The organism is Thalassobacter stenotrophicus (assembly GCF_001458315.1).
Classification (GTDB): domain Bacteria; phylum Pseudomonadota; class Alphaproteobacteria; order Rhodobacterales; family Rhodobacteraceae; genus Thalassobacter; species Thalassobacter stenotrophicus.
In genome coordinates this window covers 173,198-194,303 of sequence record NZ_CYRX01000009.1, presented here as the reverse complement: position 1 = coordinate 194,303, position 21,106 = coordinate 173,198, and the positions used below count along the sequence as shown (strand labels likewise).

Genomic DNA, 21,106 nt, shown 5'->3' with positions numbered 1-21,106 from the left:
CTGCCCTAGGGTGTGTGGTGGTCTGTAAAGGAAAAGGGCGCAACCTTGGTTGCGCCCCTTCCCGTATCGGATCTTAGCGGAAGGGGGGGCTGTACAGCAGGCCGCCGTCTTTCCACTGAGCGTTCAGCCCGCGTGCCAGACCGATCGGTGTTTCGGAACCGATGTTGGACGCGAAGATTTCGCCGTAGTTACCACCAACTGCCAGAGCGCGCTTGGCCCACTCTGCGTCGAGGCCGATCATTGCACCCAGATCGCCTTCGCGACCCAGCAGACGGTTAACCTCAGGGTTGCCGGACTCGGCGTCGAGGTTTGCAGATGTCACACCCAGCTCTTCGGCTGTGATGAGCGCGTTGAGCGTCCAGCGTGCGATATCGCCCCACTCGTTGTCGCCGTGACGTACCAGCGGGCCGAGTGGCTCTTTGGATACGACGTCGGGCAGCAGAACGTGTGCGTCGGGTGTTTCGAAGTTAGCGCGCTGAGCGGCCAGAGCGGAACGGTCCGTTGTGTACACGTCACATGCGCCAGCAAGGTACTGCTGAACAGCTTCGGAACCGGTTTCGATTGGCACGGGCTCGTAGCTGATGTTGTTGGAGCGGAAGAAGTCAGCAAGGTTCAGCTCGGTTGTTGTACCGGTCTGGATGCAGACAGTCGCGCCATCAAGCTCAGTCGCGGAGGACACGCCGAGGTCTTTGGGGACCATGAAGCCCTGACCATCGTAGTAGTTCACGCCAACGAATTCGAACTTGAGGTCCGTATCGCGGGAGAATGTCCACGTTGTGTTACGTGCCAGCAGATCGATTTCGCCGGAAGCGAGCGCGGTGAAGCGTGTTTTGCCGGTGGTCGGGACGAAAGTCACGGCATTGCCGTCACCCAGTACAGCCGCTGCCACGGCGCGGCACACAGCCACGTCGAAACCTTGCCACACGCCGTTTGCGTCGGGCTCAGCGAAACCGGGAACGCCTGTGGTCACACCACAGTTCAGCGTGCCGCGGGCTTTGACTTCATCAAGTGTGGACGCGAATGCGCCGGATGCTGCCAGCGTTGTCGCAGCCAAAGCACCCAAAAACAGAGTCTTTTTCATATTTACCTCTTCCTGATCCACCGCCCCTGTTGCCGGAGCGGCCTCTTTTTAGCACGCCCTTAAGCGCGCCAATGATAGCTGTGAGGAAACTCTACCCCCCTCACTGGCGTGTAGGGTGGGCAAAACTTCGCCAATTGGCAAGATAGGTTTGCCGACAAACCTTGCAAGTTTCGCTTGACGCAGCGGAAGGTAAACCATTCCAGCCGCATTCAAAAAACCTCTAAATTTGGGAAGCGCATGCAAAACAGGCGCTTACGTTCGCGTAAGCGTCAAAAACGCAGCACCTTGCAAAAACGCAGTTTTTTTGGCCGCGGCCGAAGCGGTGGCTTCTTCATCCTCGCCCCACTGCTCTTCTTGCCAAAGCTCATCGATTCGGGCCGCCTGCCAGAGGTCTTCCATGCTCCAAGCCTCTTTTAGTGCTGCTAAACCAATGACCAAAGACCCCGAGATCGTGACAAACTCATGGAACGCGGTCAGGTGAAATGGATCAAGTTCATGCACCTGAGCCCGCAACGCATCCGTGGCCGACGCGGGCTGCGCCACAGGGATAACACCATGTGTTGTGTTCAACCGAGCGCCAAAGGTATCCGCCGCCCAATCCAACAGCGGGTCCCAGGCGGCCTTTTGCCGAGCAATCAGGCTATCTGGGTGCGTGGCGCGATAGCACAGCAGGTCCGAGCCGCCGTATTCCGCCAACATATCAGCCACCTCAGTGCGCTGAGGGATGACCTTATCAAGGGTCGCATTGACCGCACGCGTGATCGGCATCGACAGCGGATCAATCTGCTCTTCTTGTGCATCCCACTCAACTGCCATCGCATCGGCCATAGCGCGGGTTGGCACGACCAGCGGCGTCTTGAGCGGACTTTTCACCGGACGTCCATCAAGTGTCACGCCAAAGCCTGTGTCCAATTCAGTAACCGATGCTGTTTTCCAGAACCGTTTTGCCGCCCATTCCGTCATGGCCTGCCCTCTCTTGTCTGTCTCTTACTGACGACCTGCGTTACGCGCTCAACAGGGCGTGAAGGTCTTCAAAATCTGATGCGATACTCTGCGCCCCGGCCTCAAGCAGGACCTCGGGCATATGATAGCCCCAGTTCACGCCAATACCGCGCACATTTGCCGACTGAGCCATCTGCATGTCATAGCTGGTGTCGCCTATCATCACCGTCTGCGCGGGTGTCACGCCCGCCTCGGCCATCGCCGCCAATAGCATCGAAGGATGCGGCTTGGCCGGATGGTCATCCGACAGCTGTTGCGTATGGAACATGTCGCCCAGCCCTAGGGCTTCGACCATCCGATCATATCCGCGCCGGGACTTGCCCGAGGCGACCCCCAAAAGGGTCTTGTCCTCGGCCGCAAGCACCCGCAGCAAATCAAGAGCACCGTCAAACAAGTCTGAGGCTTCACCCCGTGGGATGCGCAAGGCGCTGGCACGGAATTCTTCCCTATAGCTTTGGGCGACTTGATCAACCGTGTACGCTGAAAGGCCGGGTTTGATCCCGTGGATCATATCCTCGACCGCTAGGCCGATACCGTTGCGGACCTTATCGGGCGCGGGGCTGGGCAGATTGGCAGCATGAAACGCATGTTCCATCGCCGCCATAATCTGCGCATAGCTGTCCAGCAGGGTCCCGTCGATATCAAAGACGATCAACCGTGTCCGGTCAGCCATCGTCATCGCCATAGAACGGATCATTGGGCACATCCGCCGGGGACCACCCCATGAGATCCCATGTGTCTTGCATATGCGACGACAGCGGCGCGGTCAGCGAAAGCTGCGCCTTGGATGTCGGATGCTCAATCACCAGTGAGCGGGCATGCAAATGCAACCCACGCGACACATCACCACCGATACCAGCGCCCCAACCATCGCCAAGGTTTTCCTGCCCCGAGCCGCCATATTTACCATCCCCAAGGATCGGATGCCCGATCTCGGCCATGTGCGCGCGCAGCTGGTGGGTGCGGCCTGTGATCGGCACAAGGGCCGCCCAAGACATCCGCCCGCCCGCAGTTTCCAGCACGGCGTAATCGGTATGCGCGCGTTTCGCGCCCTCAGTTTCGGCAATGGCGCGGGGGTGGACGCAGTGCATCTTTTCCCCTTCGCCAGCGGCACCACGGCCCCCGGCCTTTACCAGACCGAATTTAATGGTACCCTTGCGCGGTAAAGGCGAGCCGGCAACCGCCGCCCAATAGATTTTGCGTGTTTCCCGGTGGCGGAAGCTTGCCGTCAGTGCGGCCGCAGCGGGGCGTGTGCGTGCCAGCACCAAAACCCCAGAGGTATCTTTGTCCAACCGGTGGACCAACCGTGGGGGTTCATCGCGTTCGTACATCAACGCTGAGGCCAAGCCATCAACATGCCGTGCCTGACCAGAACCGCCCTGCACTGCAAGCCCACTGGGTTTGTTCAAAACAATCACATCCGCATCGCGGTAGATCACGCACGACTGGATCATCTCCGCATCGGCACGACTGACCTGACGGGTGTACTGCGGCGCGGGTGCATCGGGCAGCGGCGGTATCCGCACGACTTGCCCAACGTCTAGCCGCGTGTTGGCTTTCACCCGCCCCTTGTCCACGCGCAGATCACCCTTGCGGCACATCTTTTCGATCTGGCCTTGGCTCACCTGTGGGAAAATGCGGCGCAGCCAGCGGTCCAGCCGCTGATCACCATCCTCATCACCGACTGTGATATGTTGTACACCGCTCATGCCATTGCTCCCCGAGCCACTGCCACGCCAAGCGCAAGCCCAGCGATCGAGACCGTCACCGACAACAGAACATACAGTCCCGCCGCGCCGATCTCGCCTTTTTCAAACATAGTATAGGCTTCGAGCGAAAAGGCCGAAAACGTCGTAAAGCCCCCCAGCACACCCGCCATCAAGAACGGCGCCCACTGCCCAAGGTCGTGTTTTGTGAGGGCCACGACACACAGCCCCATCAAGAACGAGCCCACAACATTGACCGATAGGATCGCCACAGGAAAACCATCGGACCACATGCGATGGATCCAAAAGGCCGCAAGATACCGCAGCGATGCGCCGATTGCGCCGCCCAAGGCAACATAAGGTAGAGCGACATAAGGTAAGGAATTCATGAGGGGGCTTTGCGCCTCACACGGTTAGAAGTCAACCACCCCGCTTGGCGCGCAATTGGGAAAAATAGCCCAAACGCCGCGTCATCTCACGCTCAAAGCCGCGCTCAACGGGGGTGTAATAGGTCGGGCGGTCCATGCCTTCGGGAAAGTAGTTTTGTCCCGAAAACCCATCCTCGGCGTCATGATCATAGTCGTAGCCGGAACCATAGCCCTCATTCTTCATCAACTGCGTCGGCGCGTTCAGGATATGTTTCGGCGGCGGGTGCGAGCCTGTCTGCTCTGCACTACGCATCGCAGCTTTGTAAGCAACGTAGGCGGCGTTCGATTTCGGCGCGAGCGCTAGATAGGTCACCGCCTGCGCCAAGGCCAACTCCCCTTCTGGGGAGCCAAGCCGTTCATAGGTCTCCCAACATTGCAGGCACACCGACTGCGCCTGCGGGTCCGCAAGTCCGATATCCTCAACCGCCATACGGGTAATCCGACGCGCCAGATACCGAGGGTCTTCGCCGCCCTTCAACATCCGCGCGAACCAATAAAGCGCGGCATCCGGGTCCGAGCCGCGCACGGATTTATGCAAGGCGGAGATAAGGTTATAATGCGCATCACCGGACTTATCATATTGGGCAGCGCGCCGCGACAACCGCTGCCCCAAAGCCTGCGCATCCAACGGCGTGCTCAACCGCCAAGCGGCGACTTGCTCCACAAGGTTCAAGAGCGCACGCCCATCGCCATCCGCCATTTCTTGCAATTGAACGCGGGCATTGTGTTCTAACGGTAGGGTCCCACCCAACTCCGCCTCGGCGCGTTGGGTCAAAAGCTCTAGCTCAGGCAGCGCAAGACGTTCGAGCACCATGACCTGACAGCGGCTCATGACAGCGGCGTTCAACTCAAAGGATGGGTTCTCGGTGGTGGCACCCACCAGCGTGATCGTCCCGTCCTCCATATGCGGCAAAAACCCGTCCTGCTGGGCCTTGTTGAAGCGATGGATCTCATCCACGAACAGCAGCGTGCCGCGGCCCTGTTCCCGGCGCAGACGCGCGGCCTCAAACACTTTGCGCAACTCAGGCACACCGGTGAAAATTGCGGAAATTTGGTGGAAATGCAGGTCCGTTTCCTGCGCCAAAAGGCGAGCGATCGTCGTCTTGCCCACGCCCGGCGGCCCCCAGAACACGATGGATGACAACGTGCCCGAGGCCAGCATCACCGACAGTGGGCCCTCGGGGTTCAATAGATGCGTCTGCCCAATCACCTCCGACAGGGATTGGGGGCGCAACCGATCCGCAAGAGGTCGGGGCGCACCGGAGGCAAAGGCGTTGTCCGCGCCCGGCGATGATGTGTCAAATAAATCGGCCATGGGGCTAGCCTATCCCGCCCCCTTCGGCGGGAAAAGCCTGCATCAGTGCATCTTGGTGGCCAACGCAATATTTACGCAAACGCAATCCACCCCATCGAAATCCATAATCGGACCCGCTGGATCACACACAATGCCGAACCGACGCGACAACCGCCGCGATGCATCCGGCACGATCCCCAGCAGCGAGGTCGCGCCCACTTCGCGGGCCGCATTCACCATTTCACAGCCTAGCTTCATTTGGACGATCATCCGTTCGCGGGCGGGCACATGGCGGGACACGAAAACTCGACTGCTTTCCCAAATATGCGGCCCAATGGGGGCGGTCTCCCACAACAGGTTGGTTGGGATTGTCTCTAGCAGACCGTCTTGGGCGTCTTTGATCATGTAGGAGTAAATGCCACAGCGATGCGTGGTTGGCGTCAAGCGCACACCGGCCATCACCTGACCGTTATAATGGACAGCGACCCAACGGCTAGCGGGCGTGTCGTATTGATCAAACTCCATCCCGTCGGCTTGGGGCAGGTCCCACTGATTGCGGGTAATAAAATTTTCATGCCGCGCGCGTAAAACGTTGGAAAAGAGCGCGCCATGTTCGTGGATATTCGAAAAAGATAGTGTCGTGACTTCCATAATGCCCTCCCAGGCGATTAAAGCCTACGACCACCCGTTCTGTCAGGAGAGGAACCCATACTCCCTTGCCTTTCGGACGGCTTCGGCGGTGGTCCGAGCGTCCAGACGGGTACGCGCGGAAGACAGGCGTGCCTTTAAGGCACTCTCTGAAATCCCCAGCTCAGCAGCAGCTGCTGTGTGTCGGTAACCTTGCCCCATCAAGATCAAGGCCGACAGCATCGCGGGGGTCAGCTCTTGTGGCGGCGCGGCGAGTTCATGCATTCGCTGCAAAATCCTCATCGCCTCCGCTATCTCAGAGTCCGAACATTCCCGATCATCACGCGCTATTCCCATCAGCGACCGTGACGTAATCTTGCCAAAGGACCCGACCGCCCCGTAAATTAGGCCGTGTCCTTTCGCTTTTCCGAGAATGTCGAAGGGATCAGGCATTGCGATCTCGCTCCAGCGCGCACTGCCTAAAACCCCTACCCCCCAAAACACCAACGGGTCACGTAACCCATAGGCATTTTCGTCGTAAATAGTCTGCCAAGCCTCTGGATAGGTCGAAAACTTATACAGCGGAGAGGCAAACCGAATATGCAAAGCAACCGCACAGCCCTTTGGAGCCAGAGTGTCGAGTTCATCGACCAGATCCAAAAGAGGGCTTCGCTCATGCATAGCTTTTTAGACAGGTTGCCCGAAACAGGGTCAAGAGTATCCTTACGACAACGGAAGGAGTGATACCCATGGGCACCCCACTTAAGCCGACCGACTTTGCGCGGGTCATGATGTTATCCACAGCAGCACGCGCCGACCTGTTGGAGTTTTTCGGCAGCACACTCGTTCAACCATCAGAAATAAATCAGTTAATCGCACAGATGTCGCCTGAGCATTCTCTCAGCGCACCGCGGCAGAATTAACCGGTATTTAACTAGAATCAGCAGCGCTTCACGCCAAAAAAAACCGCCCAAATGGGCGGTTTTTTGTTTGCTTAGGTCTCAGTGGGCGGAAACTTACTCGTCCGCAGCCTCTGCTTCGACCCGTGCGCGGTCAGCAGCGCCTTTGGCGTCTACGTCGCGCTCAACAAATTCGATAATCGCCATGGGCGCCATGTCACCGTAGCGGAAACCCGCTTTCATGACACGCACGTAGCCACCTTGGCGGTCTTTGTAGCGTGGCCCGAGGATGTCCATCAGCTTGGTGACGTAAGCATCCTGCTTGAGCTTCGAACCCAGCTGGCGACGTGCGTGCAGATCGCCACGTTTCGCAAGCGTGATCATCTTTTCGATGATCGGGCGAAGTTCTTTTGCTTTTGGCAGGGTCGTCTTGATCTGCTCGTGCTCGATCAAGCTTCCGGCCATGTTGGAGAAGAGCGCCTTGCGGTGCTCATGGGTGCGGTTCAGGCGGCGATAGCCCCGTGCGTGACGCATGATGTCATTCCTTCAGTTACATTTTGCTTTGTCAGGGGCCCGGTGCGTGCCGAACCCTCACCTATTGGGGCATGAGTGCCCATATAATCCCCGGCAAACCCGGGCATTGTAGAGGGCGGGTTTGACCCCGCCCCAATCGCTTAGAAGTTGTCTTCGAACTTTTTCGCGAGATCTTCGATGTTATCAGGTGGCCAATCCACAATGTCCATCCCGAGGTGCAAGCCCATGCCCGAAAGCACTTCTTTGATCTCGTTGAGGGACTTCCGACCGAAGTTTGGAGTGCGGAGCATCTCGGCTTCGGTTTTCTGGATCAGGTCGCCGATGTAAACGATGTTGTCGTTCTTCAGGCAGTTTGCCGAACGTACGGACAGTTCCAGCTCATCCACTTTCTTCAGCAGAAGCGGGTTGAACTCGAGATCGTCTTCATCGTCCTGCGCACGTGCGGCTTCTGGCTCATCGAAGTTAACGAAGATGCCCAGTTGGTCCTGCAGGATGCGCGCCGCGTAAGCCACGGCGTCGTCCGGCGTGATGGACCCATCTGTTTCCAGCTTCAGCGTCAGCTTGTCATAGTCCAGCACTTGACCCTCACGGGTTGGCTGCACGTCGTAGGAGACTTTTTTGACGGGCGAGTAGATCGCGTCGATTGGGATCAGACCAATAGGCGCATCTTCTGGCTTGTTTTTGTCAGCAGAGACATAGCCTTTACCGGTGTTCACAGTCAGTTCCATGAACAGGTCGGCGCCGTCATCAAGGTGACAGATCACGTGATCACGGTTCAGGACTTCAATGCCTGTCGTCTCAGAAATGTCGCCGGCGGTCACAATCTGTGGACCTTTGGCAGAAATCGAAACGCGCTTGGGGCCTTCGACGTCCATGCGGATCGACACACCCTTGAGGTTCAGGATGACGTCTGTGACGTCTTCGCGAACGCCAGGCACCGAGGAAAACTCGTGCAGTACGTTATCGATTTGAACGCTCGTGATTGCTGCACCTTGCAGCGAGGACATGAGAACACGACGCAGCGCGTTGCCCATTGTCAGGCCAAAACCGCGCTCAAGCGGTTCAGCCACAACTGTGGCTTGGCGTGCGGGATCATTGCCCGGCTTGATGTCCAATTGTTGTGGACGAATTAGCTCTTGCCAATTTTTGTGGATCATCTGGATGTCGCCTCCATGCTCGTCACGATCGGGGACCCGTCGGCCATGACACTCGAGGTTAATAATGACAGTCCCGGCCCAGCGGAGGGTCCGCGCAGGCCGGGGGCAGTTCGAAATATCTTAAACGCGGCGGCGCTTAGGAGGGCGGCAGCCGTTGTGCGCCATAGGCGTTACGTCGCGGATCGATGTGACCTGCAGGCCGACAGCAGCCAGCGCACGCAGTGCACTTTCACGGCCCGAACCTGGGCCCTGAACTTCAACCTCAAGTGTCTTGAGGCCGTGCTCTTGTGCCTTTTTGGCGGCGTCTTCTGCAGCCATCTGAGCAGCATAGGGTGTCGACTTACGCGAACCCTTGAAACCCATTGTACCAGCGGACGACCACGAAATGGCGTTGCCCTGTACGTCGGAAATAAGGATTTTTGTGTTGTTGAAGGAAGAATTGATGTGGGCAACGCCCGCTGCAATGTTCTTCCGCTCTTTGCGCTTAGCGCTGCGCTTTGTATCACGTGCCATGTTTCAGAGCCTCCCTTACTTCTTCTTGCCTGCGATGGCCTTTGCGGGGCCTTTGCGGGTACGAGCGTTGGTGTGTGTACGCTGACCGCGCACGGGGAGGTTACGGCGATGGCGCAGACCGCGGTAGCAGCCAAGGTCCATCAGACGTTTGATGTTCATCTGTGTGTCGCGGCGCAGGTCGCCTTCGACAGTGTAGGTGGCGTCGATGTGCTCACGGATCGCGAGGACCTCAGCATCGGACAGCTCATTTACGCGGCGTGTTGGGTCGATACCAACAGCTTCACAAATGGCGGCTGCGGAGGTGTGGCCAATGCCAGTGACATACGTCAGGGCGATTGGAACGCGCTTCCCTGTGGGGATGTTAACGCCAGAAATACGGGCCAAAATGGTCTTCCTTTTGGTTGCGGGTCCGTTGTGCCAGACCCTTTTTTCACAACAACAGGCCCGAGCGATAAATGCAGCGGGCCTGCGGAGAGGTACTCATACGCCGAATCGAAACGCGGCGCGGTTCCCGAACGGGACGTTGCCAACTAGGATCAATCCATGGGTGCGTCAAGGCCAGAAACGCAACAACGTCGCATAACCGGCACTTGGGCGTAGAATGAGGTGCTTAGCGGTCGAGAACCGCACCGATTTCCGCAGCGACTGCGTCAATCTCTGCCAAACCGTCGACGGCAAAATGATCCCCCAAGGCGTAGTAGTAGCCGATTAGCGGGGAGGTCTTTTTGTAGTATTCCATCAGCCGGGTCTTGAGGCTTTCTTCGTTGTCATCCGCGCGACGCTTGAACTCGGTACTACCGCAGTTCGAGCATTTGCCGTCATCCGGAATTGGCTTCGTGATGTCGTTATAGACCTCACCGCAGCCACCACAGGTCGAGCGCGCGGTGATCCGTTGGACCAGGGCCTCATCGTCAACGCGCATCTCGATGACAGCATCTAGATGGGTGGCGTGCTTCATCATCAAATCGCGCAAAGCATCCGCCTGCCCCAGCGTCCGTGGGAACCCGTCAAAGATAAACCCACCGCCGTGATCACCGCGGAGCTTTTCTTCGATCAGGCCGATCACGATCTCATCGGTCACAAGTTGCCCTGCGTCCATGATCGCGGCGACCTTCTGGCCCATTTCGGTTCCGGACGACCGTGCGTCGCGCAACATGTCACCGGTGGAAAGCTGGATCATGCCCCGCTCTTCGACAAGGCGCCGCGCTTGCGTGCCTTTACCTGCGCCCGGAGGCCCTAGAAGGATAATATTCATCTACGTGCTGGTCCCTTTTTGCCACCACGTTTCTTTCCGCGCAGTTGGCTCTTCTCAATCAGCCCTTCATATTGATGGGCGAGCAGATGAGACTGGATTTGCTGCACAGTGTCCATACCCACGGACACAATAATCAGGATGGATGTCCCGCCGAAGTAGGCGGTGATCGCCAATTCGTGGCGCACCATTTCAGGGATCAAGCACACAAGCGCCAGATAACCCGCACCCAAAACCAAGACACGGTCCGTGACATAGGTCAGGTACTGTGCCGTCTTCGCGCCGGGCCGAATACCGGGAATAAATCCGTTCTGGTTTTTGAGGTTATCTGCCACGTCTTCAGTTTTGAACGCCACGTTGTGCGTGTAGAAGTACGTGAAGAAGACGATCATCACAGCAAAGAACAGCAGATATAGCGGCTGACCGGGGCCGAAGTAGGCCAAGATCGTCGCCATGATCGGGCTTGTTTGCTGGCCCGAGAACGTGCCGATTGTTGTGGGCAACAACAGGAGGGACGATGCAAAGATCGCTGGGATCACACCGGCCGGGTTTACTTTGATGGGCAAGTGGCTGTTTCCGCCGTCATAGACCTTCATCCCCACCTGACGGCGCGGATACTGGATGTGTATCTTACGAAGCGATCGCTCCATAAAGACCACGAACGTCAGGGTCACCAACAGCATGGCCACGACACCAAAGATGGCAGCAGTGGACAGCGCGCCGGTCCGACCGCTCTCAAAGAACTGAGCAAGGGCGGAGGGCAGCTCAGCAATAATGCCGACAAAGATGATAAGGGAGATACCGTTGCCGATGCCGCGCGCGGTGATCTGCTCACCCAGCCACATCAGGAACATGGTACCGCCCACAAGGGTAATCACACATGCCGCACGGAAAAACAGGCCCGGATCGGTCACGAGACCGCCAGCCTCAAGGCTCACAGCGATACCGTAGGCCTGCACCGTCGCAAGGACCACGGTGCCGTAGCGCGTGTATTGGTTGATCTTCTTACGCCCCTGCTCACCCTCTTTCTTGAGTTGCTCAAGCTGAGGAACCATCGCAGTCATCAACTGAACGATGATCGAGGCCGAAATGTAGGGCATGATCCCAAGGGCAAAGACGCCCATCCGGGAAATCGCACCGCCGGTGAACATGTTGAGCACGCCCCCCAAGCCAGCTGCGGCTTGGTCAAAGAATGCGCGCAGTTCTTGTGCGTCGATACCGGGGACAGGGATATACGTCCCGACACGGTAGATGATCAACAATCCGATCGTGAACACGATGCGTTGGCGAAGCTCTTTGGCTTTGCCAAATGCGCTCCAGCTCATGTTCGCCGCCATTTGCTCTGCAGCAGATGCCATGCGGGCCCCTCTTTTTTAATAGTTACGCCGCAGGAAGGTCGTCCCTACCCGCGGCGTCAGTAAAACGTCACTTTTGATGTAGGGGCCAGAGGCCCCGCTCACAAGCGCTTATTCTGCCGCAGGTGCCGCAACGGTGAGCGACCCACCAGCTTTTGCAACAGCTTCGATCGCAGACTTGGACGCGCCAGTCACTGTGATCGTGGCTTTCGCGGTCAATTCGCCCTTAGCGAGAACGCGGATACCGTCCAGCTTACGACGGACCAGACCCGAAGCGATCAGCGTATCTTCGGTGATATCGCCAGCTTCCAGTTTCTTGTCGTCGATGAATTTCTGGATCAGGCCCAGGTTTACAACAGCGAATGCTTTGCGGTTTGGCTTGTTGAAGCCACGCTTTGGCAGACGTTGGTAGAGAGGCATCTGGCCGCCCTCATACCCTTTGATCGCCACACCCGAACGAGATTTCTGACCTTTAATACCGCGGCCACCCATTTTACCGGTGCCGGAACCGGGACCACGGCCAACGCGTTTGCGTGCTTTTGTGGCGCCTGGGTTGTCGCGCAGTTCATTGAGTTTCATATCGCTTCTCCTATGCCGGACGCGCCCCCGAAGCGAATTGGGCGGACACGGCGTTCATGGTTGATCTTGTGCGGTCAGAGAGTCGCCCCTCACCACCGGCTGCGTATAGGACGGCTACTGGCTGAACTCAACACCCATTTAACCCGGACCCAACCTGTCAAGAAAAACCATCGGAACCGAAGCAAAAGGTAAGGAATTCCTTGGGTCAGTTTTCCCTTACTTACCTGCGCTTTGGATACAGTGCTACGAAAACGAATACGCTGATGAGCGTGCGGGCGTCCGGTGACACCCCAAAGTTTCAGGTAACGAGTATCGCCCCTCGGGCGAGTAAGGATGCAGTATGGCGGTCGGTGCTTTGCCCGCTCCGGTTCTGTGCGGTTTGATCGCAGGACTTTTGAGCCTTTATGGGTACATCCCCTACATCTACGACACGCTGCGCGGGCGCTGCCGCCCCCAACGCTCCAGCTGGCTGATCTGGTCAGTTCCGAGTTGTGTGTTCTTCTACACCCACGTGACCGAGGGCGCTGGCGCTTCGTTGTTTTTTGCTGCGGTACAATGTGTCTGCACGGTGATCGTATTTCTGACGTCGCTGCGGTGGGGGATGGGCAGCTTTCTGAGGGCACCCGATGTCTGCGCTATCGGCGTAGCCTGCATCGGACTAGCCCTATGGTACTGGACGCACGATCCGCTAATCGCTCTTGGCCTGTCGATCCTCGTGGGGATGAGCGGCGGCGTCATGACAGTGATCAAGGCCTATAAACGGCCGCATACCGAATCCTTTGGACCATGGGTTATCGCGGCGATCGCCTCCACCCTATCGCTTGTCGCGGTAGGTGAAATGAACTGGGTCTTGCTCGCCTACCCCGCCTACTTGTGGACCCTTCGTGTGATCATCGTCGGCGCGATGGTTCTATCGCCTTACCGTAGTCCTCCAGAGGTAACATGGGGCGGTGAGTTCGTGCATGCCCCCGAGGGTCACTTGCGCCACCCAGCGGCCTAGCCCCGCCAAGCTCTCCCCTACGAACGCAAAACGCCCCGCTGTTAAGCGAGGCGTAAAGTTTTGGCTAAGCGGGTTTCCCCGACAGGCCTTATTCTTTGACTTCGATGATCTCAACAAGATGCGGGATCTTGTTGACCATGCCGCGAACGGAAGGAGTGTCTTCCAGCTCACGGGTTTTGTGCATCTTGTTCAGGCCCAGACCGATAAGCGTTTCACGCTGTTTGGCGGGGCGACGGATCGGCGAGCCGATCTGTTTGACGACGATAGTACCCATGACTTAGGCCTCCTCAGCGACTTGAGCGGATGCCTCGGGCGCTTCGTCACGCTTGGGCAGGATGTCAGCCACTTTTTTACCGCGACGCGCAGCAACCGAGCGGGGGCTCGCTTCTTTGCGCAGGCCGTCGATGGTGGCGCGGATCATGTTGTAGGGGTTCTGCGAACCTTGGCTCTTGGCCACAACGTCCTTGATGCCTAGCATCTCGAACACAGCACGCATTGGACCACCAGCAATGATCCCGGTACCCTCGGGGGCTGTCCGCATGATCACTTTACCGGCGCCGTGGCGGCCTTCCATGTCGTGGTGCAGCGTACGACCGTCGCGCAGAGGCACGCGGATCATTTGACGCTTAGCTTGCTCGGTGGCTTTACGGATGGCCTCAGGGACCTCCTTCGCCTTACCTTTGCCGAAGCCCACACGACCGCGTTGGTCACCAACGACTACAAGCGCGGCGAAGCCAAAACGCTTACCACCCTTAACGGTCTTGGAGACGCGGTTGATCGCGACAAGGCGATCTGCGAATTCCGGAGTTTCTTCTTCACGGTTGCGGCCGCGGCCACGACCTCTTTGTTCACGTTCAGCCATGTGGCGTCCCTTTATCTAGTGGGCAATCGGCCCAATTGGATCGATCCTAGTGGCCAATGGCCCCGGATCATCGAGGGCGCCCCACCGGAGCGCCCTACAAGTCTTTAGAACTTCAGACCGCCTTCACGTGCAGCCTCGGCCAGAGCCTTGACTTTACCGTGAAAGAGGAAGCCGCCGCGGTCGAAATAGCAGGCTTCGACACCAGCTTTTTTCGCACGTTCCGCGATTGCAGCACCCACTTTGGTCGCAGCTTCTACGTTGTTCACGTTGACGCAGCCCAGATCCTTCTCAAGCGAGGAGGCCGAAGCGAGTGTCACACCGTTTACATCGTCGATCAGCTGCACACTGATGTTCTTGTTCGAGCGGTGGACGGAGAGGCGCGCGCGCCCGTCTGCCAGTTTCCGCAGTTTGTTCCGAACGCGCAGGCGGCGCTTCAAGAACAGGTCTCTTTTGCTGTTTGCCATTTGTCCGGTCCTTACTTCTTCTTACCTTCCTTGCGGAAGATATACTCGTCTTTGTACCGGATCCCTTTGCCTTTGTAGGGCTCGGGACGGCGCCATTCGCGGATGTTAGCCGCAACCTGACCGACGAGTTGTTCATCAATGCCCTCGACGCTGATTTCGGTGGGCTTGGCAGCTGTCACAGTGACGCCAGCAGGCACATCGAAGTTCACATCGTGGGAGTAGCCGAGCGACAGCTTCAGGGTGTTGCCCTGCATCTGAGCCCGGTAACCAACACCAGAGATTTCAAGATCTTTCTTGAAACCAGCGGTCACACCAGTGACGAGGTTACCGATCATTGTCCGCGACATACCCCATTGCTGACGTGCGCGCTTGGACTTGCCACGCGGCTCGACAGAAATGACGTTGCCGTCAACAGTGATGGTCACATCATCGGTGGCGGTGAAGCTACGAGTGCCCTTCGGACCCTTAACTTCGACCGTCTGGCCGGAGAGTTTCGCCTCGACGCCCGAAGGCATCTCAATAGGCTTTTTACCAATACGAGACATTTATACCGCTCCTTAGAATACGGTGCACAACACTTCACCGCCAACATTGGCGCTGCGTGCAGATGCATCCGACATCACGCCGCGAGGCGTGGAGACAATGGAAACGCCCAGACCCTGACGCACGGACGGGATGTCCTTGACGCCGAGGTAGACGCGACGGCCCGGCTTGGACACGCGCTTAAGCTCGCGGATAACCGGGGTGCCTTCGTAGTACTTGAGGCTGATTTCGATGGCCGGGTGGCCGTCTTTGTCCGTGGTGTGTTCGTAGCCACGGATGTAGCCTTCGTCCGCCAACACGTCGAGCACCCAAGCCCGCAGCTTCGACGCAGGTGTCGAAACAGTGGATTTGCCGCGCATTTGCGAGTTACGGATACGGGTCAGCATATCGCCGAGAGGATCATTCATTTTTCTATTCTCCCCTTACCAGCTCGACTTGACCATGCCGGGGATCTGACCATTGGAGGCCAGTTCGCGCAGCATGATCCGCGAGACTTTCAGCTTGCGGTAATACGCCTTAGGGCGACCGGTCAGCTGGCAACGGTTATGCAAACGAGTGGCGGAGGAGTTCCGGGGCAGTTCGGCCAGTTTCAGCCGCGCCTTGAAACGCTCTTCCATCGATTTGCTCTCATCATTCGCGATCTCTTTAAGAGCGGCACGCTTGGTAGCATATTGCTTCACCAGCTTGGCCCGCTTCTTTTCGCGTTCGATCATGGATTTCTTAGCCATTCTTGATCGTCCTTTAGCTGTTGAAGGGCATGTTGAAAGCTTTCAACAATGCTTTTGCCTCTGCGTCCGTGTGAGCGGTGGTGCAGATGATGATGTCCATACCCCAGACTTCGTCGACTTTGTCGAAGTTGATCTCGGGGAACACGATATGCTCTTTCATACCCATGGCGTAGTTGCCACGACCATCAAAAGAGGTGCCCTTCACGCCACGGAAGTCACGGACCCGTGGCAATGCGATAGTGATCAGACGATCCAGAAATTCGTACATCCGGTCGCCGCGCAGCGTCACCTTGGTACCAAGAGGCATACCTTCACGGACCCGGAAGCCAGCGATGGATTTCTTGGCAGTGGTGATAACAGCTTTTTGGCCGGCAATCGCGGTCAGGTCGTCCTGAGCGGATTTGGCTTTTTTGCTGTCACGCACGGACTCAGCACCGGCGCCGATGTTCAGAACGATTTTATCCAGACGCGGGATCTGCATTTCGTTCTTGTAGGAAAACTCTTCCTTCATCGTCGCACGAATGGTGTCTTTGTAGACGCCCTTCAGACGGGGGGTGTAGTTTGCTGTATCTAGCATTAGATCACATCTCCCGTGGTTTTGGCGAAACGGACTTTCTTGCCGTCTTCTTCGCGGAAGCCGACGCGTGTGGCTTTGCCGTTTGCGTCCAGAACCGAAAGGTTCGACAGGTCAACCGGCATCGCCTTGGGGATGCGGCCGCCTTGGCTTGCTTGCGACTGACGTGTGTGGCGGATGGCCATGTTTACGCCTTCCACAACAGCTTTGCCCGCAGCAGGATCAACAGACAGGATATCGCCCTGCTTGCCTTTGTCCTTGCCAGCCAGCACGACAACGGTGTCGCCTTTTTTCAACTTAGCAGCCATCTCACAGCACCTCCGGTGCGAGCGAAATGATCTTCATGAAGTTCTTCGCGCGCAACTCACGAACCACTGGCCCAAAAATACGGGTGCCCATTGGCTCGTTGTTGTTGTTGAGGATAACGGCCGCGTTGCGGTCGAAGCGGATGGCGGTGCCGTCTTCACGACGGACTTCTTTGGCGGTGCGTACAACGACTGCCTTGCGGACGTCGCCTTTTTTCACGCGACCGCGCGGGATGGCTTCCTTAACCGAGACGACGATGATGTCACCTACGGATGCGTAACGACGCTTGGAACCACCCAGGACCTTGATGCACTGAACTCGGCGTGCGCCGGAGTTGTCAGCGACATCCAGATTGGTCTGCATCTGGATCATTGGTTTCTCCTGACCTTTGGGGGAGCGTGAGACCCGCCCATGTCCCCATGGTTTCGATTAATGTTGATGGTAGTCGCCTTACTCGGCGATCACTTCCCAACGCTTGGTCTTCGACTTCGGCGGGCATTCTTGGATACGAACAGCATCGCCAACGTTGAATTGGTTGTTCTCGTCGTGAGCCCGGTACTTCTTGGACTTACGAACGGTCTTTTGCAGCAGAGGGTGCTTGAAGCGACGCTCAACGGACACAGTCACGGTTTGTGCGTTCTGGTTAGAGGTCACAACACCGGAGAGGATTCTTTTAGGCATATCTCAGGCTCCCTTATTCAGCAGCGGCCGCAGACGCGGCCTTTTCGTTCAGAATGGTCATCACACGGGCAACGTCACGACGAACGGTACGCACGCGTGCGGTGTTTTCCATCTGGGAAGTCGCAGCTTGGAAGCGGAGGTTGAAGGCCTCTTTCTTGAGGTCTTTCAGCATATCACGCAGCTGATCGGGCGTTTTATCACGCAATTCGGTGGCGGTCACAGGCCTTTTCCTTTTTTCAACATCACTGGGGGGCCCCATTAGCGGGTGACCCTGATTCCAGTGGAGTTCGGGAGTGAGCGTGCCGGATACGACCAATTGGCCCGTCGCGCAAGCCCTTTAGGCCAAGTTTCTCTGCCATTCAGGCGCCACAGTCTTTCCCAGCAATTGCCTTGGGTCGGTCTCTGTCTTGCCCCGCCCAACATTAAGGTTGTGTTAATCAATTCGCAACGAGGCCGATATGAACTTCTTCACTTCCCTTGCCCAACTGCGCCACGGATTTGGCGGTGGGGCCAAACCGCCAGCCCCCGAAACCTTTGACGAGTTGGCACACGACATCGCCCCGAGTTTTAAGGCGACGTTTGACCAGGACCCGCCTGCCCCGATTTTGGACGACGCTGCCATCATGGCGCGCGCGGCACTGGCCGCAGGCCACGTCGCCAGAGCCGCCGAGGTGGAATACGCGAAACACTCCGCCTCTCCCGCGGATTGGCCCTCAATCAACACCGCAAAAGACTTGGACGTGGAAATGGCCGAAGACGACCCCGAGATAGACCTTGATGCCGAACTGTGGAACCACGCCTTTCCCGAGCCCCCGGTTTTGGACACGGGCCTTGAGGTCCTGTTCACCACCGACGGCCCCGCACCTATACGCGTCATCGAAGGCTTTGATCCTGACGTGGAGGCACTAGAGGTCGAGATCCAACGCGAACCCGGCGACGACCGCCCCGTAGAGGGCACTGATCTGGCATGGTTCTTGGACGATGACGGCTCCTACGGCGCCTCGGTCACTTTGCGGCTCGGTGCAACGGACAAAGCCCCTGCTGCCCGCACGATCCTGCGGCTGAGCGGTGCCGACGATATCGAACTGGAAAAGGTCTCGATCAAGGTTACGAACCCAACGGCCTAACGCGCTTTGCCCCGAATGGACTTGTTTACCATCCGGCTAAAGCCTTTCTCACGTTTGCGCCGTTGCGCAACACTCTCGGAGTTCACGCGATCCTCAGCGACCAGCTTTTGCCAGCGCGCGAGCCGCTCAGGCTCAATCGTGCCCGCCGCGATACCCGCTTGCACCTTGCAGCCCGGCTCACCGCCGTGGGCGCAGTCGCGAAATTTGCATTGGCTGGCGATCTCTTCAAGGTCCGAAAAGACTTCTCCAACGCCACTGGCCGCTTCGGTCAACTGCAATTCACGCATACCCGGGGTGTCCAGAATAGCGGGACCGTCGGGCACAAAGAACAACTGTCGCCGCGTGGTCGTATGCCGCCCGCGCGCATCATCTGTCCGAATGTCACCAGTCGCCACACTCAGATTACCAATCGCATTCGTCAGCGTGGACTTACCCACACCAGACATACCCAAGAACCCAACCGTCTGACCCGGCATACACCACGGCGCAAGGACGCTGCGGACTTCGTCACCCTTGGCATTGACCGCAATCACTGCGGCGTCCGTCATTGCTTGGGTCTGCGCCACGTAGTCCTGCCAATCAGGCGCTTGATCCTTTTTGGTCAGGACCACGACAGGCGTCACGCCAGCCTCTAGCACCACCGCGAGGAACCTCTCGAGCCGAGCGACGTTGAAATCAGCGTTGCAGGAGGACACGATGAATGCGGTATCTAGATTTGCAGCGATCATCTGCACATCGCGCCCCGGTCCAGCCGCGCGGCGCTTGATCTCTGTGGAGCGGGTCAACACGCGGCTTGCGGTGGGCAACTCCCGGTTCAGCATCAGCCAGTCACCAACCGTTGTGGCCGCGACCCAAGGAAGGCTTTGATCAATCCCGTCGCCCACAACATGGATGGAACTGCGATGGACCTCTGTCACCCGCACGGGCGGATGCGCCAACAGTTCATCCGCATCGACCTGATTGGCGAAAAACGGCCGCCATCCAAGCGCAGCTAGGGGCGACGCCGCAGGCGCCTCCGTCTTTCCAAGAAATTCACCGTAGTCACGGACCATTGCGCACCCTCTCGCCTGCTGGGGCTTAATACGCTAAGACGCGGCCATGACCCAGATAAAATCCCTCTTCGTGACCCGCCTTTACCAATCATCGCTCACCACCTTTGGTGACGCCATCGATCCAGAAGAATTTTTGGACAGCTGCATCTCAATCGCCGAGGACGATGAAGCAGGCCAAGAGTGGTGCGAAGCCAATGGATACGCCGGATACACCAGCTACGCCTCGCTGAGCGATTTGCCGTGGCGGTTCCCGATCTTTGCCGATGTGGTCAAAGCGTTGGACAAGCACGTCGCGGAATTTGCCAAGGACCTCGCATTCGATCTAGGCGATAAAAAGCTGGTACTGGAAGACATCTGGATCAACATCCTGCCCGAAGGCGGCATCCACACAAGCCACATCCACCCCCATTCAGTCATCTCCGGCACGACCTATGTGCAAATGCCCCAAGGGACATCCGCCCTCAAACTAGAGGACCCGCGGTCCCAGATGATGATGGCCGCCCCGGTCCGAGCAAAAGACGCGCCCGAAGAATTGCGGACATTTGTATACGCCAAGCCAGAGGTTGGTGAGCTGTTGCTGTGGGAGAGCTGGCTTCGACACGAGGTCCCCATGAACATGGCAGAAGAGGAACGCATCAGCGTTTCGTTCAACTACAAGTGGGAATGAATGCCGACGCGCTAACAATCTCGTTTTCGGCAAGACGTCCTTATTGGGGACACACTTCGGTTTCAGAAGAAGGCTCTTAACAGACAGTCGGCAGGACACAGATCACGATGACGCAAGCCCTATTCGATTCGACCGACATCACCGCCATTGTCGTCATGTTGGTGGTTTTTGCGGCTCTGCTGTTCCGCATTTTTCGGCGCAAGAAACGTTGGGTTATTCTGGACGGCTCTAACGTCATGCATTGGCGCGAAGGCAAACCCGAAATCCAATCGGTGATCGCAGTCATTACCTATCTGGAGCAACGCGGTTACACGCCCAGCGTCGTGTTTGATGCGAATGCTGGCTATTTACTGATAGGGAAGTATCAGCACGACAAGGCGCTTGCCCGCGTGCTGGGTTTGCCGACAGATCGCGTAATGGTCGTGCCCAAGGGCACTCCCGCCGACCCAATGATCCTGCGCGCCGCACGCGACTATGGCGCCCCGGTAGTCACCAATGACCGGTTCAAGGATTGGGCAAAAGACTTCCCGGAGGTCAAAACCAAAGGCCACCTCATTACAGGTCGCCTAGAACCCAAGCGCGTCGTTCTTGATCTGCCCTAAAAGAAAAACCCCCACCGGTCTCTCGGCGGGGGTTCTTTATTTGGGACCGGTGTGGCGCCATCAGACGCCACGA

At 57.6% G+C, this 21,106-nt stretch carries 32 protein-coding genes; 5 read left to right on the top strand and 27 right to left on the bottom strand.

The annotated features are described in order from the left end of the window. Positions 1–73 precede the first annotated feature (73 nt). The 8 genes from THS5294_RS03115 to THS5294_RS03080 all read right to left on the bottom strand — a co-directional run bounded on the left by THS5294_RS03115 (position 74) and on the right by THS5294_RS03080 (position 6,819). The gene (locus THS5294_RS03115) at positions 74–1,081 is read right to left on the bottom strand and encodes an amino acid ABC transporter substrate-binding protein (protein ID WP_038008589.1); all 1,008 of its coding nucleotides are present in this window, start codon (positions 1,079–1,081) and stop codon (positions 74–76) included. Positions 1,082–1,333: 252 nt separating this feature from the next. After that, positions 1,334–2,044 (bottom strand): ATP12 family chaperone protein, encoded by a 711-nt coding sequence (locus THS5294_RS03110; protein WP_058122571.1) that lies wholly within the window; start codon positions 2,042–2,044, stop codon positions 1,334–1,336. 40 nt (positions 2,045–2,084) lie between these two features. Then, positions 2,085–2,780: an HAD-IA family hydrolase gene (locus THS5294_RS03105; RefSeq protein WP_233486390.1), complete on the bottom strand. Its 696-nt coding sequence runs from the start codon at positions 2,778–2,780 to the stop codon at positions 2,085–2,087. Further along, entirely contained in the window at positions 2,749–3,792 is a 1,044-nt protein-coding gene (locus tag THS5294_RS03100; RefSeq protein ID WP_038008593.1) for an RluA family pseudouridine synthase, read from the bottom strand. The genes THS5294_RS03105 and THS5294_RS03100 overlap by 32 nt, the downstream gene beginning before the upstream one ends. Beyond that, a complete protein-coding gene (gene crcB / locus THS5294_RS03095) occupies positions 3,789–4,178 on the bottom strand; it encodes a fluoride efflux transporter CrcB (RefSeq protein WP_058122569.1) in 390 nt (129 codons plus the stop codon). Before crcB ends, THS5294_RS03100 begins: the two co-directional genes overlap by 4 nt. 31 nt (positions 4,179–4,209) lie before the next feature. Then, a complete protein-coding gene (locus THS5294_RS03090) occupies positions 4,210–5,532 on the bottom strand; it encodes a replication-associated recombination protein A (RefSeq protein WP_058122568.1) in 1,323 nt (440 codons plus the stop codon). Positions 5,533–5,574: 42 nt separating this feature from the next. Then, the gene (locus THS5294_RS03085; RefSeq protein WP_058122567.1) at positions 5,575–6,162 is read right to left on the bottom strand and encodes an acyl-homoserine-lactone synthase; all 588 of its coding nucleotides are present in this window, start codon (positions 6,160–6,162) and stop codon (positions 5,575–5,577) included. 42 nt (positions 6,163–6,204) lie between these two features. After that, positions 6,205–6,819 carry a helix-turn-helix transcriptional regulator gene (locus tag THS5294_RS03080; RefSeq protein ID WP_058122566.1) on the bottom strand — a complete coding sequence of 205 codons (615 nt, stop codon included), beginning with the start codon at positions 6,817–6,819 and terminating at the stop codon, positions 6,205–6,207. 68 nt (positions 6,820–6,887) lie between these two features. Here THS5294_RS03080 and THS5294_RS18310 point away from each other — a divergent pair, with 68 nt between their 5' ends. Then, the gene (locus THS5294_RS18310) at positions 6,888–7,061 is read left to right on the top strand and encodes a hypothetical protein (protein ID WP_158508573.1); all 174 of its coding nucleotides are present in this window, start codon (positions 6,888–6,890) and stop codon (positions 7,059–7,061) included. Between the two features lie 93 nt (positions 7,062–7,154). Here THS5294_RS18310 and rplQ read toward each other — a convergent pair whose 3' ends face one another. From rplQ to rplO, 7 genes are all read right to left on the bottom strand, one after another. Continuing rightward, positions 7,155–7,571, bottom strand: coding sequence for a 50S ribosomal protein L17 (rplQ, locus tag THS5294_RS03075; RefSeq protein WP_038008600.1), 417 nt, complete (start codon positions 7,569–7,571; stop codon positions 7,155–7,157). A gap of 140 nt (positions 7,572–7,711) precedes the next feature. Then, positions 7,712–8,728 carry a DNA-directed RNA polymerase subunit alpha gene (locus THS5294_RS03070; protein WP_038008601.1) on the bottom strand — a complete coding sequence of 339 codons (1,017 nt, stop codon included), beginning with the start codon at positions 8,726–8,728 and terminating at the stop codon, positions 7,712–7,714. Between the two features lie 120 nt (positions 8,729–8,848). After that, a complete protein-coding gene (gene rpsK, locus THS5294_RS03065) occupies positions 8,849–9,241 on the bottom strand; it encodes a 30S ribosomal protein S11 (RefSeq protein ID WP_038008602.1) in 393 nt (130 codons plus the stop codon). 15 nt (positions 9,242–9,256) lie between these two features. Next, positions 9,257–9,625: a 30S ribosomal protein S13 gene (rpsM, locus tag THS5294_RS03060; protein WP_038008604.1), complete on the bottom strand. Its 369-nt coding sequence runs from the start codon at positions 9,623–9,625 to the stop codon at positions 9,257–9,259. A 226-nt stretch (positions 9,626–9,851) separates the two neighbouring features. Then, positions 9,852–10,496: an adenylate kinase gene (locus tag THS5294_RS03055; RefSeq protein WP_058122565.1), complete on the bottom strand. Its 645-nt coding sequence runs from the start codon at positions 10,494–10,496 to the stop codon at positions 9,852–9,854. After that, the gene (secY, locus tag THS5294_RS03050) at positions 10,493–11,851 is read right to left on the bottom strand and encodes a preprotein translocase subunit SecY (RefSeq protein ID WP_038008606.1); all 1,359 of its coding nucleotides are present in this window, start codon (positions 11,849–11,851) and stop codon (positions 10,493–10,495) included. Before secY ends, THS5294_RS03055 begins: the two co-directional genes overlap by 4 nt. A 108-nt stretch (positions 11,852–11,959) precedes the next feature. Further along, the gene (rplO, locus tag THS5294_RS03045) at positions 11,960–12,427 is read right to left on the bottom strand and encodes a 50S ribosomal protein L15 (protein ID WP_038008608.1); all 468 of its coding nucleotides are present in this window, start codon (positions 12,425–12,427) and stop codon (positions 11,960–11,962) included. Between the two features lie 340 nt (positions 12,428–12,767). Here rplO and THS5294_RS03040 point away from each other — a divergent pair, with 340 nt between their 5' ends. Further along, on the top strand, positions 12,768–13,427 hold the full coding sequence (locus THS5294_RS03040; RefSeq protein WP_038008609.1) for a hypothetical protein: 660 nt from the start codon (positions 12,768–12,770) through the stop codon (positions 13,425–13,427). 88 nt (positions 13,428–13,515) lie between these two features. Here THS5294_RS03040 and rpmD read toward each other — a convergent pair whose 3' ends face one another. The 11 genes from rpmD to rpmC all read right to left on the bottom strand — a co-directional run bounded on the left by rpmD (position 13,516) and on the right by rpmC (position 17,805). Further along, a complete protein-coding gene (rpmD, locus tag THS5294_RS03035; protein WP_038008610.1) occupies positions 13,516–13,701 on the bottom strand; it encodes a 50S ribosomal protein L30 in 186 nt (61 codons plus the stop codon). A 3-nt stretch (positions 13,702–13,704) separates the two neighbouring features. Next, positions 13,705–14,289: a 30S ribosomal protein S5 gene (gene rpsE / locus THS5294_RS03030; protein ID WP_038008611.1), complete on the bottom strand. Its 585-nt coding sequence runs from the start codon at positions 14,287–14,289 to the stop codon at positions 13,705–13,707. A gap of 104 nt (positions 14,290–14,393) precedes the next feature. Next, positions 14,394–14,753, bottom strand: a complete 360-nt coding sequence (rplR, locus tag THS5294_RS03025) for a 50S ribosomal protein L18 (RefSeq protein WP_038008612.1) — start codon at positions 14,751–14,753, stop codon at positions 14,394–14,396. Between the two features lie 11 nt (positions 14,754–14,764). Then, the gene (rplF, locus tag THS5294_RS03020; protein WP_038008614.1) at positions 14,765–15,298 is read right to left on the bottom strand and encodes a 50S ribosomal protein L6; all 534 of its coding nucleotides are present in this window, start codon (positions 15,296–15,298) and stop codon (positions 14,765–14,767) included. A 12-nt stretch (positions 15,299–15,310) separates the two neighbouring features. Further along, entirely contained in the window at positions 15,311–15,703 is a 393-nt protein-coding gene (gene rpsH, locus THS5294_RS03015; protein ID WP_038008615.1) for a 30S ribosomal protein S8, read from the bottom strand. A gap of 15 nt (positions 15,704–15,718) precedes the next feature. Continuing rightward, positions 15,719–16,024: a 30S ribosomal protein S14 gene (rpsN, locus tag THS5294_RS03010; RefSeq protein ID WP_038008616.1), complete on the bottom strand. Its 306-nt coding sequence runs from the start codon at positions 16,022–16,024 to the stop codon at positions 15,719–15,721. Positions 16,025–16,037: 13 nt separating this feature from the next. Then, positions 16,038–16,601: a 50S ribosomal protein L5 gene (gene rplE / locus THS5294_RS03005; RefSeq protein WP_038008617.1), complete on the bottom strand. Its 564-nt coding sequence runs from the start codon at positions 16,599–16,601 to the stop codon at positions 16,038–16,040. After that, positions 16,601–16,906, bottom strand: a complete 306-nt coding sequence (rplX, locus tag THS5294_RS03000) for a 50S ribosomal protein L24 (RefSeq protein ID WP_058122564.1) — start codon at positions 16,904–16,906, stop codon at positions 16,601–16,603. Before rplX ends, rplE begins: the two co-directional genes overlap by 1 nt. A 1-nt stretch (position 16,907) precedes the next feature. Next, positions 16,908–17,276 (bottom strand): 50S ribosomal protein L14, encoded by a 369-nt coding sequence (rplN, locus tag THS5294_RS02995; protein WP_038008619.1) that lies wholly within the window; start codon positions 17,274–17,276, stop codon positions 16,908–16,910. 78 nt (positions 17,277–17,354) lie between these two features. Continuing rightward, a complete protein-coding gene (rpsQ, locus tag THS5294_RS02990; RefSeq protein WP_038008620.1) occupies positions 17,355–17,585 on the bottom strand; it encodes a 30S ribosomal protein S17 in 231 nt (76 codons plus the stop codon). A 13-nt stretch (positions 17,586–17,598) separates the two neighbouring features. Beyond that, positions 17,599–17,805: a 50S ribosomal protein L29 gene (gene rpmC, locus THS5294_RS02985; protein WP_058122563.1), complete on the bottom strand. Its 207-nt coding sequence runs from the start codon at positions 17,803–17,805 to the stop codon at positions 17,599–17,601. 238 nt (positions 17,806–18,043) lie between these two features. On the opposite strand from rpmC, the gene THS5294_RS02980 reads away from it, so the two are divergent. After that, on the top strand, positions 18,044–18,712 hold the full coding sequence (locus THS5294_RS02980; RefSeq protein ID WP_058122562.1) for a hypothetical protein: 669 nt from the start codon (positions 18,044–18,046) through the stop codon (positions 18,710–18,712). Here the strand turns inward: THS5294_RS02980 and rsgA are convergent. Continuing rightward, a complete protein-coding gene (rsgA, locus tag THS5294_RS02975; RefSeq protein ID WP_058122561.1) occupies positions 18,709–19,764 on the bottom strand; it encodes a ribosome small subunit-dependent GTPase A in 1,056 nt (351 codons plus the stop codon). The genes THS5294_RS02980 and rsgA overlap by 4 nt on opposite strands. 46 nt (positions 19,765–19,810) lie before the next feature. On the opposite strand from rsgA, the gene THS5294_RS02970 reads away from it, so the two are divergent. Continuing rightward, positions 19,811–20,431 (top strand): 2OG-Fe(II) oxygenase family protein, encoded by a 621-nt coding sequence (locus THS5294_RS02970; RefSeq protein WP_038008627.1) that lies wholly within the window; start codon positions 19,811–19,813, stop codon positions 20,429–20,431. A 107-nt stretch (positions 20,432–20,538) separates the two neighbouring features. Continuing rightward, the gene (locus THS5294_RS02965; protein WP_058122560.1) at positions 20,539–21,033 is read left to right on the top strand and encodes an NYN domain-containing protein; all 495 of its coding nucleotides are present in this window, start codon (positions 20,539–20,541) and stop codon (positions 21,031–21,033) included. Positions 21,034–21,106 lie beyond the last annotated feature (73 nt).